Below are 14,496 nucleotides of genomic sequence, written 5' to 3' on the forward strand. Positions count from 1 at the left end.
CTTTTTGTACTATTCAAAGATAATTTTTGAAATAAAAACCTGAATGCCCATGAAAATTTAAACAGAATCAAAATATTTTTTTGTTTGTTCCGAAATAATAGTAGTTGACTTTGTTTTTACTAAAAAAACCAACTCTTTAATTGTACTTTTCCTCCCGTAACTCACCCTTTTCGGTACAATTTTGATGACATTTATTAGTGGACATCTGATAGTTGAGGCACAAAAATCCCTGTTGATAACCCTTCCGGAGTACTATTGAGTTTTGCAAAAAAACATGCATAGGAATTGAGATTTTCGAAAAAGAAACCTGAAGCTACTATCCACTTCTTGGAATTCTCGTCTCCAATAATTTTTCCTGACATTTCCCGACAATCGGTTTCATCCTAGTTCGAATTGCCCTAATTTGAAGCCTCAATTTTCGATAGCACATGTATATTATTTTCGATACCGAAACCACCGGTTTACCCCGGGACTACAATGCCCCCATGTCCGATGTGGACAACTGGCCCAGGCTGGTTCAGCTGGCCTGGCAGCTGCATGATGCCAAGGGAAAACTGCTTTCCAATCATAACTATATCGTCAAGCCGGAAGGTTTTACCATCCCCTACAATGCCGAAAAAGTGCACGGCATCTCCACCAAGCGAGCACTAGCCGAAGGACATGATCTGAAGAAAGTATTGGCTATTTTTGAAGAAGACGTCGCTGAAGCCAAGCACCTGGTCGGACACAATATCGAGTTTGATATTAATGTGGTTGGATCGGAATTTATTCGTGCAGAATTGGGAATGCCACTAACGGCCAATCCGCTGGACACCAAGGATATTTCTACCGAATTCTGTGCGATTCCCGGCGGTAAAGGCGGAAAATTTAAATGGCCTACCCTCACCGAGCTCCATCAAAAGCTCTTCGGCAAAGGCTTTGGTGATGCCCACGATGCGGCCTATGACGTGGATGCTACAGCTCGCTGCTTTTTTGGCTTGATCACTCAGGGAGTTCAGAAACCCGAGGATGGCATTGCTGTCGCCGAAGTGATTTATGAGGCGCCCGATTTGGCCGAAGCTAATTTTGCGCAAGCCAAAGACGAACAAAAAGCCGCAGCCAAAGAGGTTCTCAAGCAAGCTGGAAAAGCAGATATCTCCGAACTGGTCGATGTGCCTTTCACGCACTTGCATGTACATACCCAATATTCTGTATTGCAAGCTACTTCTGAAATTCCGGCACTGATCGCCAAAGCAAAATCCATGAATATGCCCGCCATTGCGATGACAGATCACGGCAATATGATGGGAGCTTTTCATTTTGTAAAAGCTGCCATGGGAGCAGATATCAAGCCGATCGTGGGATGCGAGTTTAACCTGTGCAGAGATCGAAAAAACAAATCTTCCAAAGATGACGGCTATCAGACGGTCCTCATAGCCAAAAACAAGGCCGGCTATCACAATCTCGCTAAACTGGCCTCCTATGCCAATATCGAAGGCTTCTACTATGTTCCTAGGATCGATAAAGAAGTATTGGTTCAATACAAAGGAGACTTAATCGCTACCACTGGTGGTTTGTGGGGAGAGATTCCTTACCTGATTTTGAATGTCGGAGAAACCCAAGCGGAAGAAGCTTTCGTCTGGTGGAAAGAGCAGTTTGGAGAGGATTTTTATGTCGAACTCAATCGGCATGGAATTCCAGAAGAAGAAAAAGTAAACGAAGTCCTGTTAGAACTTGCCCGAAAATACCAGGTCAAGTATTTCGCAGCGAATAATACTTACTACAATGACAAGGCTGATGCCAAAGCACATGACATTTTGCTTTGTGTAAAAGATGGGGAACTGGTCGAAAAACCAAAAAAATACATCGGTAAACGCGGAAGAGAATTCCGCTATGGCTTCCCCAATGATGAGTTTTACCTCAAGTCTCCAGAGGAGATGAAAAAGCTTTTCGCTGACTTGCCGGAAGCCATCGAATGCACTCATGAAATTGTGGAGAAGATTGAAGCCTATAAATTGGCGCGGGAAGTACTCCTTCCCAAATTTGATATTCCTGATGAATTTAAGCATCCCGAAGACGATCAGGATGGGGGAAAGCGAGGAGAAAATGCTTATCTGCGCCATCTTACTTACGAAGGAGCCAAAAAACGCTACTCCGAAATCACGCCGGAGATTCAAGAGCGGTTGGATTTCGAGTTGGAGACCATCGAACGAACCGGCTATCCGGGTTACTTTTTGATCGTTCAGGACTTTACCCGAGCAGCTCGGGATATGGGCGTTTCTGTGGGACCAGGTCGGGGGTCTGCAGCGGGTTCAGCCGTGGCCTACTGCATCGGCATTACCAATGTGGACCCGATTGAGTATGATCTCCTTTTTGAGAGGTTCCTCAATCCGGATCGGGTTTCACTTCCCGATATTGATATTGACTTTGATGATGAAGGACGGGGAAGGGTTATCGACTACGTAATCAAAAAATACGGCAGTAATCAAGTCGCTCAAATCATCACCTACGGCACCATGGCTGCCAAATCAGCCATTCGGGATACCGCACGGGTACTCAACCTCCCTCTGGCTGAGGCCGGTAGACTGGCCAATCTTGTACCCGACATCAAGCTCAAAGCGCTTTTCGAATTGGCAAAAAACAGACCCGCTTTGTTGGAGAAACTCAAAGGCCAAGGGGAATTGATACAAAAAGCAGAAGAACTCATTCGAATTGCGCAAGGTCAGGATGAATCGGCCAAGACGGTCAATCAAGCTACGGTTTTGGAGGGATCTGTGCGGAATACAGGCATTCATGCCTGTGGAGTGATCATTACGCCTTCTGATATTACCAATTTTGTTCCTGTGGCCTTGGCCAAAGACTCGGACATGGTTTGCACCCAGTTTGACAACTCTGTGGTAGAATCTGCCGGCTTGCTCAAAATGGACTTTTTGGGATTGAAAACCCTCACGTTAATCAAGGATGCAATCAAAATCGTCAAAGAGCGTCATGGAATTCAGTTAGATGCGGATGAATTTCCAATTGACGACGAAAAAACATACGAGCTTTTCCAACGAGGTGAAACCGTAGGTATTTTCCAATACGAATCCGCCGGAATGCAGAAATACATGCGTGAACTGAAACCGACAGTTTTTGCGGATTTGATCGCTATGAATGCCTTGTACCGTCCGGGACCGCTAGCTTACATTCCATCTTTTATCAAGCGGAAGCATGGCACGGAAGCCATCAGCTATGATTTGGATGACATGGAAGAGTACCTGAAGGAGACTTATGGGATCACGGTTTACCAGGAGCAAGTCATGCTGCTTTCCCAAAAACTGGCTGACTTCACCAAAGGTGAAGCGGATGTATTGCGAAAAGCCATGGGTAAAAAGCAGAAGGATGTCTTGGATAAAATGAAGCCAAAATTTATTGAGCAGGCAGCTGCAAAAGGCCATGATCCTAAAAAACTAGAGAAAATCTGGACGGATTGGGAAGCCTTTGCCTCCTATGCTTTTAACAAATCCCACTCCACCTGTTATGCTTGGGTCGCTTACCAAACTGCCTACCTCAAAGCGCATTACCCGGCTGAATACATGGCCTCGGTGCTAAGCAATAACATGAATGACATTACGCAAGTCACCTTCTTTATGGAAGAATGTAAGCGAATGGGAATTCCGGTTTTAGGTCCAGATGTAAATGAATCCAAAAATGGTTTTACCGTAAATGCAGCTGGAGAAATTCGCTTTGGCATGGCAGCTATCAAGGGTGCGGGTTCAGCGGCAGTGGATGAAATCATCAAAGAGCGCGAAGCCAATGGCCCATTCAAAACTATTTTCGACTTTGCCAAGCGCGTAAACTCCAAAGCATTGAACAAAAAAACCATGGAAGCCTTAGCCATGGCCGGTGGCTTTGACTGTTTTCCTCAATACCATCGAAGACAATACCTCGAAGCGCCTGACGGAGATGTGACCTTAATCGAAAAGGCAGTGAAATATGCCCAAAAAATCCAACAAGAGGAAGAAAGTGCCCAAGTCAGCCTTTTTGGAGGAGCAAGTGGTAGTGCAGATATTCCTTTGCCCACAGTTGCGCCACTTGAGCCCTTTTCCCAACTCCAGCAACTCAATATTGAAAAAGAAGTGGTTGGACTGTACATTTCAGGCCATCCACTCGATCAGTACAAACTCGAAATTGAATCCTTTACCAATGCTGCTTTGCCTGATCTCAATGATCTTGATTCCCTTAAAGGTAAAAATGAGTTACGTCTTGCCGGATCTGTGTCTAGTTTTGCCCATCGAACCACTAAAAACGGGAAACCATTTGGAACCTTAACTTTAGAGGATTATCAAGGTGGATTCACCTTTTTTCTCTTTGGCGATGATTACGTCAAATTCAAAGAGTATTTCATGACCGGATGGTTTCTCTTTGTCAAAGGGCAGGTCGGCCAAAAGAAATGGAATGATGAATTGGAATTTAAAATCCATTCCATCATGCTGCTTTCCGAAGTTCGAGGCAAAATGATCAAAGGTCTCAGAGTCAACATTGATTTGGATGATTTGAATTATGACCTAATGGAAAAACTGGAAGAAATCACCACCAAATACAAAGGAGAGGCTAAATTATATTTCTCGGTAGTCGATCGGAAAGAGAATATCAGTCTTGAGCTTTTTGCCAAAAAATTCTCGATTGATCCCAGTGCAGAGATGATCAATGAACTGAAACAACTCCCTGAGGTAGTCTACAAAGTGGTAAGTGACTAGCGCTCAGAAAGAATTTAACTATCCCTCATAGATAAAAAATTAAAGACAGTCGGAACTTATTAAAGGGGGATAGACTTTCTCTCATATATTTGAAAATAGAATCGAAACTAAACGTATTATAACATGGCAAAAGCAATAGAAATCACCGATGCGAATTTTGAAGAAGTAATCAAGTCCGAGCAACCCATCTTGGTGGACTTCTGGGCAGAATGGTGCGGCCCCTGTAAAATGATTGGACCAGTAGTGGAAGAATTAGCAGGTGATTACGAAGGAAAAGCGGTAGTCGGAAAAGTAGATGTGGACTCCAATCCTGGCGTCGCACAAGCTTTCGGTATACGATCTATTCCTACGCTTCTTTTCTTCAAAGATGGACAAATTGTCGACAAGCAAGTTGGAGCCGTTCCTAAAGCGATTTTGGCTCAAAAATTAGATGCTCAGCTCTAATCAAGATTAAAACTATTTGATAAGCCACGGGTTTTTCCTGTGGCTTTTTTTATATTTCACTCCCCATGAATGAAAAATTGATTTCCCTTCAGGAATTTTTTAAGCTGCGAAACTCACTTCCCATTTTGGATGCCCGGAGTGAGGGAGAATTTGCACAGAGCCACATTCCTGGAGCGATAAATTTGCCAATTTTAACTAATCAGGAACGGGCAATTGTCGGTACGCTCTACAAGGAAAAGGGGAATCAGGAAGCTATTTTAAAAGGATTTGAATTGGTCGGCCCCAGATTTCATTCCATCCAAAAAGAAGCGCTTGGTCGTTTCCCAGTGAAAAAAGTTTTGCTCTATTGCTGGAGGGGTGGTATGCGAAGTCAAATCCTATCTTGGGTGTTAGGCATGGTAGGATTTGAAGTTTTCCGACTCAAGGGAGGCTATAAAACCTATCGATCCTTCACTTTTGAAGAGGTGCGAAAAATACGGAAAATGATCATACTTGGGGGCAAGACTGGAACAGCAAAAACGGTGCTTTTGCAGGAACTGGGAAAAAATGGGGAGCAAATCATCGACTTGGAAGGCCTGGCCAATCACAAGGGTTCTTCCTTTGGAGCCATCGGGCAAGCCCCACAACCCAGTGTGGAGCAGTTTGAAAATCTATTAGCCGAGAAACTCTTACAAACCAATCCAGAAATTCCCATTTGGGTAGAAAATGAAAGTCGAAAAATAGGTCGAACTATTTTACCCGATCGGTTTTTTGAGCAAATGCAAACATCCTGTCTGATTGATATCCAAAAATCAACAGAGGAACGAATCCGACACATTGCAAAGGAATATGGAAGCCTTCCGAAAAGTGATCTTATCGCAGCAATTAAACGGCTGGGAAAGCGACTCGGAGGACTTCGAACTCAGCAAGCGATAACAGATGTGGAAGAAGGAAATAACCAATCTTGGATTGCCAATTTGTTGATGTACTATGATAAAACCTACGACTATGACCTTAAAAACCATCATAACAATCAAATCATTGAAATGGATTTTGAAGGAAAATCCTTGACCAATCAGGTCAAACTTTTAATTGAAACTAAAAAACAATGCCATGACTGATCAACCCATAAAACTAACCCAATGGAGCGAAGGATCCGGCTGCGGATGTAAAATCGCCCCGGCTATATTAGATCAGATTCTTTCCCAAAGCGGATCAAACCTACAAGTTGACTCCAATTTATTGATAGGAAATTCGACTAAAGACGATGCGGCGGTTTATCAGATCTCCGAGGATTTGGCCATGATCAATACCGTGGATTTTTTTACCCCGATTGTCGATGATCCATTTGACTTTGGACGGATATCGGCTGCAAATGCCATTTCAGATGTATATGCAATGGGGGGGAAACCACTTTTTGCCAATGCTATTTTGAGTTGGCCCGTAGAAAAACTTGCACCAGAACTCGCAGCCAAAGTATTGGAAGGGGCTAAACAAGTCTGCCAAGCAGCTGGCATCGAGTTGGCTGGAGGTCATAGCATCGCAGCAAAAGACCCAATTTTCGGGCTTTCGGTGAATGGGGTAATTCATCCTCGAAAAATAAAAACCAACCGGGGTGCTAAAGCTGGCGACTTGATCTTTTTGACCAAACCACTAGGGATCGGAGTGTTGGCGACAGCACTAAAACGTGAAAAAATCAAAGACCAGGATTACCTCAGTCTTTTGGATACCGCCTGCCGGCTCAATTCCATCGGGCAAGTTTTGGGAAATCACGAAGAGGTTCATGCGATGACCGACGTGACGGGTTTTGGATTATTGGGTCATTTGATTGAAATGGCAGAAGGGGCTGAATTATCGGCAAAAATCGAACTAGACCAGCTTCCATTGATCGAGGGCATTCAGGAATACATTGATCAGTTCATTTTCCCTGATAACACCTACCGTAACTGGAATGCGTACAATACCAAAACCAAAGGGGTGAAGGGAATGGAACTGGTTAAACTATGCGATCCTCAAACCAGCGGAGGCTTACTGATTTCGGTAGCTCCTGAAAATTTGGATTGGTTTGAAAAAACGATGAAACTCGAAAAGCAAGTTTTTTGGCATGTTGGAAATTTTACAGCAAAGGGAGATTTCGTGGTTGAGGTTGTATAAAGAAAAGCGATAGGTTTACTAACTTGGAAGTGTACATAATCTCCCCAGCATGAAACTCAACCTAACCTATCTTTCATTTCTCATTTTATTCCTCACAAGAAGTATGGGAATCGCTCAAGTACCCGAAGGAATCCAAAGTGAATTGGTCATCCTCAATGTCAAAACCGGGGAAGAAAAACAAATTCTGAAAGAAGAGCGGCATTTTGAAGCACCCAATTGGTCGCGTGATGGAAATTATTTATTGATCAATGCCGCTGGAAAGCTGGAAAAAGTCGCTTTGGATGGCACCAAGTTGGGTCAGCTTTTTCCTGATCAAATCTCCCGGGTTAATAATGACCACGGAATCAGCTTTGATGGGGAAACCCTGGTTTTCAGCAAAAATGACGAAGGGAAAAGCTCGCGTATTTACACCATTCCCATGGCAGGAGGCGAACCTACGCTCATTACCCCAAACTATCCCAGCTATTGGCATGGCATCAGCCCGGATGGACAAATGCTCGCCTACTGTGCTGAGCGAGATGGAGCCTGGGACATCTTTGTCATCCCGACTGTGGGCGGAGAGGAAATCCGATTAACGGACACAGAAGGGCTGGATGATGGACCGGAATATTCCTACGATGGCAAATGGATCTACTTCAACAGCCACCGAACCGGAAGGATGCAAGCCTATCGGATGAAACCCGATGGGAGCGGACAAGAGCAACTGACTTTTGATGAGTTGGACAACTGGTTTCCCCATCCCTCACCGGACAATAAAAGCGCAGTGATCATTTCTTACCTCGAAGACCAAAAAGGTGCACATCCCTTTGGCAAAGACGTGAAGCTTCGATTACTCGACGTAGAAACCAAGGAAATCCAAGACCTGACTGGCGTGTTTTACGGCGGCCAAGGCACCATCAATGTGCACTCTTGGTCACCGGATGGGGAGTGGATTGCTTTTGTGAGGTATTACAGATGAGTTTCACTTCAAACTCGAAACCCCGCCAGAAACCATCAACTTCATCACATCGGTGCTTTTGACGCCTTGGAGTGCTTCGCCATTGTGAGGCAAACAATAATTTCTACCGCAATTCTTCCGGTAAATCAAAAATAGCTATTCCAGGGTCTTCGTCGGTGGTTAATCCAAATATTTTATTTTGTTCTTGATCTACCACAATCGAACTAATAGATCGGTCTAGTTCTAAATTGTAAATAGGCTGACCTTCCCTCGAAAAAACGAAAATTTTTCTGGCTAATTCATTGGTTTTAAAATAGTGGTCATGACTAAAACCTCCATATAAAGCAAAAATAAATTTATCTGTAATATAAACATCTCGATAACGAAATGGATTAGAAATCGGAATATTCACCCCATCATTAGGTTGGTAAAATTCAAAAGGGGGAAGCATTAAGGAAGGCCCATCAATAATTTTGATTTCTTCAGATTCAGGATAGAAAATTTCTAACCTATCTCGAAAAATCGACGCTTTTACAAATAAATTAAAATCATCATCTGTACGAAACCAGCCATCATTTAATGTGAAGTGATGGAAATAGGACATGTCCTCTTTTCCTTCTATCTGTTCCCATTCACCATAGCCCTTGATTTCACTTCCATAAAAATCAACTTTTAAATACTTATGGTTGTCAAATGTGGGTATCCCAAAAAATGAAGAATCAGGTAAAAGATAAGCATAGCCTAGAACAGTATTTGACGAAGGCATTTTAAATTCTGAAACTGCCAGCCTAGAACTATCATAGATATCATACTTTACAAATTTACGATCTGTTCCACTATAAATTAAAAAGGAACTATCTGATTCTAATTGATTGAACATATCAGCAGAAGGAATTTCCATGGGGCCATATCCATTTACACCTTTAGAATTAAAATAGGTCAAAGGGTTCTTTTTTAAAATATGGACAAGAGGAAGATCAAAAGAGATTCTCCTATCTTCTAGAATGATCAAAAAATCTCCATCACTATAAATATCAAGGGGATCAATAATTTGTTCAAAATATGTTTTCTCGGAAATAAGTTGAATAACCTCAAGCTCATCTAGATTCAAAATATTTTCGTCTGATTCTGAGCATGCGCAAAATGAACAAAGGAATAGAAATAGGTAATATTTTAATTTCATATATAAAATGATAGTCGAAAACAATAAAATAAAGAAGGGAGAATAAATCTCCCTATTCTAAAATTTAAGGACAAGTTGGATGATCATAGAGCTTATAATCTGTACGCCACAAGGTACCATCCATATCCCAGCATCCTGTACTTGTGGATTGGCAGCAAATCCAACTGAAATAATCAATTGGGCCCACAGGCTCCTCGCTCTGACCCATTGATGGAATGGAGGACACAAGAAGCAGGGCTAGCCCCGCAAAATAAACCTTGATTTTTTAAAACATGATAAAAGAGTTTAAGTGTAAAATAAATTAAATGCCATTAAAATGACAGGTGAAAGAAAGAAAGAAAGAAAGAAAGAAAGAAACAAGGAATTAGTTAAATTTTTTGAAAAATTATTTCAAACTCGAAACCCCGCCAGAAACCATAAACTTCATCACATCGGTACTTTTAACTCCTTGGAGTGGTTTGACTTTGTCCCGAGGCACCAAAAATACATTTCCGGAAACATTGTAACTGTGCGGAAAATATACCGCGATCAGTTCAGGTTCACCGATAATAGACAAGTCTTCCTGGGTAATAAAGCCCAGACGGGATAGATTCTCAGAAACCTGCACAATGACCGGCGCGCTAAACTTTTTCTTCTCACCCACAAAAGCCCCCATCAAATCTTTGATGGAGGTATAGAGTAAATTAACCAAAGGAATCCTCACCAATCCCCGCTCAAACCACTCGAACACCCGTCCAGTCAAAAATAAACTAGCCAGATAGCCGATAAATGTAATCAAACCCAAAACCATCAGGATTCCTATACCCGGGATAGGTACAGGAATCAGGTTGTCCAAGAAGAGGAATATGGCATAAATCACATACGCTGTCACTGCCAAGGGGGTCAAAAACAGCAAGCCCCGGAGAAAATAGGCCACTATTCTTCGATAGGTAAATGCCATACTAAGTCAGTTAAGAAAAAGAGGTTTGAAACATCGAAATTATTTTAGATTTCGGAATTTAATCCAATAATTTGATTTTCACGCTTCGATAGTAAATTACACTTTCAGGATCATGGGCTTGCAGCGCAAGGGTACCCGAGCTGAGTTTTTTAGTTCCCAAGTCACCCGTCCTCATTTCAGACTCATCGTATTCATTGATTGTCTCCCCGTTGATTTTCACGATGATTTTACCCCCCTCAACGATGATATGCTGAGAGTACCACTCTCCATCCTCTACGAATACCTCACGCACATCCTGAAATGAATAGACGCTTCCTGTTTTTCGCCAGTCGGAATGGGATTGATTGACTTGAATTTCATAACCTACATTTGGCCAACCCTCTTCTTGGTATTCGGTATGAATAAAAATACCCGAATTGGCCTTGGGCATGGTCTTCACCTCTACCATCAATTCGAAATTATCAAAATCATGATTCCCCACAGGTCCATTGTAAAAAGCATGGGCACGAGGACCTTCCACTTTGAGTTGACCATCGACTATTTGAAAGGATTCGGGATTTTCAGAGATTTTCCATCCATCGAGATTTTCTCCATTGAAAAGTTCGATCCATTCCCCTTGTTGAGAAAAAACGGGAAAACTGAACATGAGTAAGGCTAGGATTGCAAATAGGTTTTTCATGATAGGCTGTATATTGTTTGAAATTAAAGTTAAAAACAATTCTTGGGATCTGATCGACCATTGAAACAAAAGCCAAATGCCCACTTTTAATACCTAAAGAAAAAGCCCCGAAAATCACTCTTCGGGGCTTTGAAATTTTAGAAGTAAATCCTTACAAATCAATTCCCATGAAGGACATAAAGGCAATCCCCATCAATCCAGTCAAAAGCATGGTAATACCTAATCCTTTTAATCCATTAGGAACATGAGAGTATTTCAACTTTTCGCGGATGGCAGCCAAAGCTACGATCGCCAAAAAGAAACCCGTACCCGATCCGAAACCATAAACGGCTGATTCGGCAAGCGTGTAGTCTCGTTGAGCCATAAATAGGGAACCACCAAGAATTGCACAGTTTACCGCAATCAAGGGCAGGAAAATACCCAATGCACCATAAAGTGCAGGAGCAAATTTTTCTACCACCATTTCAACTAACTGCACCATCGCAGCAATAATGGCGATAAACATAATGAATCGAAGGAAAGTCAAATCAATGCTAGCTAGTTCTCCACTTACCCAGGTCAAAGCTCCTTCTTTAAGTACAAATTCATTCAAAAGCCAATTAACTGGAACAGTCACCGTTAGTACAAAGATTACTGCTGCCCCAAGTCCAAGAGCTGTACTTACTTTTTTGGAAACCGCCAAAAATGAACACATTCCCAGGAAGTAAGCAAAAACCATATTGTCGATAAAGATCGACCGAATACCTAAACTAAATAAATCCATTTCTTCTTTCGATTTTAGTGTTCTACGTAACCAGTTTTCGTCCGCTGTATCCAAATAATCAACCCGAGGATGATAAACGCTCCAACAGGAGAAACCATCAATCCGTTAGTCGCCAATTGAAAATCCGAGCCAAATATTCCAGATACGTAATCAAATACCGGAATCCCAAACACCGAACCTGAACCCCACAGCTCTCTAAAGAAAGCTACCGCAAGAATAATCCAAGCATAGCCTAAGGCAGATCCAAATCCGTCAAGCACTGAATCGTAGGGTTTATTCCCCAAAGCAAAAGCTTCCAGTCTTCCCATTACAATACAGTTGGTGATAATCAGCCCGACAAAAACAGAAAGTTCCTTATACATGTCATAGGCAAAAGCCCTCAAAACTTCCGAAACTAAGGTTACCAAGGTCGCGACTACTGCCAATTGTACAATAATTCGCACTCGACTTGGGATGGTATTTCTCATAAGTGAAATGACCAAGTTGGACATGACAACCACGAAAATTACCGAAATAGCCATCACCAAGGTAGGCTTCATTTGTGTGGTAACTGCAAGCGCAGAGCAAATCCCCAATACCTGAATGGTGATCGGGTTATCGTCTACTAGAGGGTCTGTTACTAATTTTTTTCTTCGCTTCGAAAAAAGTGCCTCTGCTGGCTTTTTTTCAATTGCTTTTTCTACTGTTTCAGCACTCATAGTGTTGTTTATTCAGTGGATTCTATATAATTAATTAGCTGCTGCTACAGCTTGATTTGATTTTTTGGAATCAATGTAAGCCTGATAATGACCCAAATAATTCTCTACCATGGCGTTTACACCGTTTGCAGTGATCGTGGCTCCAGACATTCCATCCACTTTATGCGGATCTGAAGAATAATCTTTCCCTTCTCCTTTTTGCATTTCAATCGCTACTAACTCCCCAGAATCGTTGTAAATTTTCTTTCCTACATACCGGTTCTGAACCTCACCTTCAGTGATTCTAGCTCCCAGCCCTGGGGTTTCTCCCGCGTGTGCCAAAGTAATCCCTCCAACCGTATTCATATCAGTTTCCAAAGCCATATAGCCCCAGATTGCATCCCAAAGGCCTGCTCCATAAAGTGGGAATACATAGGATTCAACTGCTTCAGGATTTCCCTCTTCATGAAATATAAATACAGGGTAAAGTCGCTCTTCAGCAGGTCTTTTGTAGTTTTTACCAATATCTACTGTCTCAGCGGTAACTGAAGCACCATCTTGCTCGGTAACCTCTTTACCATTAATATCGACCACGATGGAGGAAATCCGGGAGTTATAATATTCATTCACCTCTTCGGGAGCCATCGCATCAATTTCTTCTGCAGAAATTACTGCACCTAAAATCTGTTTTTTCTTGTCCAATGCTTCAGCTTCACGCTGCATTGGACCTAATACCTGGGATGTACCCGAAAGTAACAAACCCAAGACTACGGTCAAAATGACCGAAAATACAATGATATATCCGTTAGACTGTTGCACGTTGTAACCTCCTTGTTTTGTTAGCTTTTACTACATAATAATCAATCAGTGGAGCAAAGACGTTCATAAATAGAACGGCTAGCATTATTCCTTCAGGATAAGCTGGATTGGTCACTCGGATAATCACGGTCAGCATACCAATTAATAATCCATAAATCCATTTACCAGTTTCGGTCTGCGAGGCTGATACCGGGTCTGTAGCCATAAAGACAATTCCAAATGCCAAGCCTCCCATCACCCAGTGATATTGCGGAGGCATAGCCATGTATTCATTCACTGCCAATAGGTTCATCACCAAGCCCATCAAATAAGCACCAGCAAATCCCGACACGATGATTTTCCAGCTGGCTACCCCAGTTGCGATCAAAATCACTGCTCCGACTAGAGCCATTAACGTGGAAGTTTCCCCAATGGACCCGGGTATCCAACCCATAAACATATTGGTAAAGCTAAATAAATCTGAACCAAGTGCAGTATTGTGATTTGCCAGTGCCTCTGTGACAGGCACATTATCAATTCCCGCGTTGTAGGCTACTGCGAGTGCCGTCGCTCCAGAGAAACCATCCACAGCGGTCTTTTCTCCTAAATAAGTCCAAACCAAATCTCCAGAAATCTGGGCAGGATAGGCGAAGTACAAGAATGCCCGAGCGGTCATGGCCACATTCAAAATATTCATTCCTGTGCCACCAAAGACTTCTTTGGCAATTACTACCGCAAAAATGGTAGCTAAAGCCACTTGCCATAGAGGCGTTGTAGCCGGTACAACCAACGGAATTAACATCCCTGTCACTAGAAAACCTTCATTAATCGGGTGCTTTCGGATAACGGCAAATGTAGCCTCCACTAGGCCACCCGCGGCATAGGCGACGATCACGATCGGCAAAACAAGCTGAAGTCCAATGATCAATTTATCCCCAAAATTTTCCCAAAGGCCTGCGGTCTCTCCCACAGCGAGTAAATGCTGATGCCCCGTATTGTAAATACCGAAAAGCAAAGCTGGAATCATAGCCACCACGACAGTGATCATCATTCGCTTTAGATCGATCGCATCTTTTACCTGCGCTCCTTTGATACCCGTAGTATGGTTGGGTGAAAACAAAAATGTTTCCCCAGCCTCAAATGCGTAATATAAACTTTCAAGCTTTCCTCCTTTTTCAAATAGAGGTCGCTGCTTGTCCATTAAATCTCTTAGAAACTTCATAT

The 14,496-nt window shown here is 42.5% G+C and carries 13 protein-coding genes; 5 read left to right on the forward strand and 8 right to left on the reverse strand.

The annotated features are described in order from the left end of the window. Positions 1–194: 194 nt before the first annotated feature. On the reverse strand, positions 195–362 hold the full coding sequence (locus Q0L00_RS06150; RefSeq protein ID WP_297335987.1) for a hypothetical protein: 168 nt from the start codon (positions 360–362) through the stop codon (positions 195–197). A 66-nt stretch (positions 363–428) separates the two neighbouring features. Here Q0L00_RS06150 and dnaE point away from each other — a divergent pair, with 66 nt between their 5' ends. From dnaE to Q0L00_RS06175, 5 genes are all read left to right on the forward strand, one after another. After that, on the forward strand, positions 429–4,718 hold the full coding sequence (gene dnaE, locus Q0L00_RS06155) for a DNA polymerase III subunit alpha (RefSeq protein WP_297335988.1): 4,290 nt from the start codon (positions 429–431) through the stop codon (positions 4,716–4,718). A gap of 123 nt (positions 4,719–4,841) precedes the next feature. Then, on the forward strand, positions 4,842–5,162 hold the full coding sequence (gene trxA, locus Q0L00_RS06160; protein WP_297335989.1) for a thioredoxin: 321 nt from the start codon (positions 4,842–4,844) through the stop codon (positions 5,160–5,162). Between the two features lie 65 nt (positions 5,163–5,227). Next, on the forward strand, positions 5,228–6,262 hold the full coding sequence (gene mnmH / locus Q0L00_RS06165; protein ID WP_297335990.1) for a tRNA 2-selenouridine(34) synthase MnmH: 1,035 nt from the start codon (positions 5,228–5,230) through the stop codon (positions 6,260–6,262). Then, complete coding sequence (selD, locus tag Q0L00_RS06170) at positions 6,234–7,295, forward strand: selenide, water dikinase SelD (RefSeq protein ID WP_297335991.1); 1,062 nt, start codon at positions 6,234–6,236, stop codon at positions 7,293–7,295. Before mnmH ends, selD begins: the two co-directional genes overlap by 29 nt. Before the next feature lie 49 nt (positions 7,296–7,344). Beyond that, on the forward strand, positions 7,345–8,253 hold the full coding sequence (locus Q0L00_RS06175; RefSeq protein WP_297335992.1) for a transporter: 909 nt from the start codon (positions 7,345–7,347) through the stop codon (positions 8,251–8,253). Between the two features lie 103 nt (positions 8,254–8,356). On the opposite strand, the gene Q0L00_RS06180 is transcribed toward Q0L00_RS06175, so the two are convergent. The 7 genes from Q0L00_RS06180 to Q0L00_RS06210 all read right to left on the reverse strand — a co-directional run bounded on the left by Q0L00_RS06180 (position 8,357) and on the right by Q0L00_RS06210 (position 14,494). Further along, entirely contained in the window at positions 8,357–9,343 is a 987-nt protein-coding gene (locus Q0L00_RS06180) for a BF3164 family lipoprotein (RefSeq protein ID WP_297335993.1), read from the reverse strand. Between the two features lie 457 nt (positions 9,344–9,800). Further along, positions 9,801–10,355, reverse strand: a complete 555-nt coding sequence (locus tag Q0L00_RS06185; protein ID WP_297335994.1) for a DUF502 domain-containing protein — start codon at positions 10,353–10,355, stop codon at positions 9,801–9,803. A gap of 58 nt (positions 10,356–10,413) precedes the next feature. Next, complete coding sequence (locus tag Q0L00_RS06190) at positions 10,414–11,034, reverse strand: DUF1080 domain-containing protein (protein WP_297335995.1); 621 nt, start codon at positions 11,032–11,034, stop codon at positions 10,414–10,416. Positions 11,035–11,185: 151 nt separating this feature from the next. After that, on the reverse strand, positions 11,186–11,797 hold the full coding sequence (gene nqrE / locus Q0L00_RS06195) for an NADH:ubiquinone reductase (Na(+)-transporting) subunit E (protein ID WP_297335996.1): 612 nt from the start codon (positions 11,795–11,797) through the stop codon (positions 11,186–11,188). A 14-nt stretch (positions 11,798–11,811) separates the two neighbouring features. Beyond that, entirely contained in the window at positions 11,812–12,495 is a 684-nt protein-coding gene (locus tag Q0L00_RS06200; protein WP_297335997.1) for an NADH:ubiquinone reductase (Na(+)-transporting) subunit D, read from the reverse strand. A 30-nt stretch (positions 12,496–12,525) separates the two neighbouring features. Continuing rightward, entirely contained in the window at positions 12,526–13,293 is a 768-nt protein-coding gene (nqrC, locus tag Q0L00_RS06205) for an NADH:ubiquinone reductase (Na(+)-transporting) subunit C (RefSeq protein ID WP_297335998.1), read from the reverse strand. Next, a complete protein-coding gene (locus Q0L00_RS06210; protein WP_297335999.1) occupies positions 13,280–14,494 on the reverse strand; it encodes an NADH:ubiquinone reductase (Na(+)-transporting) subunit B in 1,215 nt (404 codons plus the stop codon). Before Q0L00_RS06210 ends, nqrC begins: the two co-directional genes overlap by 14 nt. Between the last annotated feature and the right edge of the window lie 2 nt (positions 14,495–14,496).

Origin of the sequence: Algoriphagus sp. (assembly GCF_024305035.1) — a bacterium.
Lineage (GTDB): Bacteria > Bacteroidota > Bacteroidia > Cytophagales > Cyclobacteriaceae > Algoriphagus.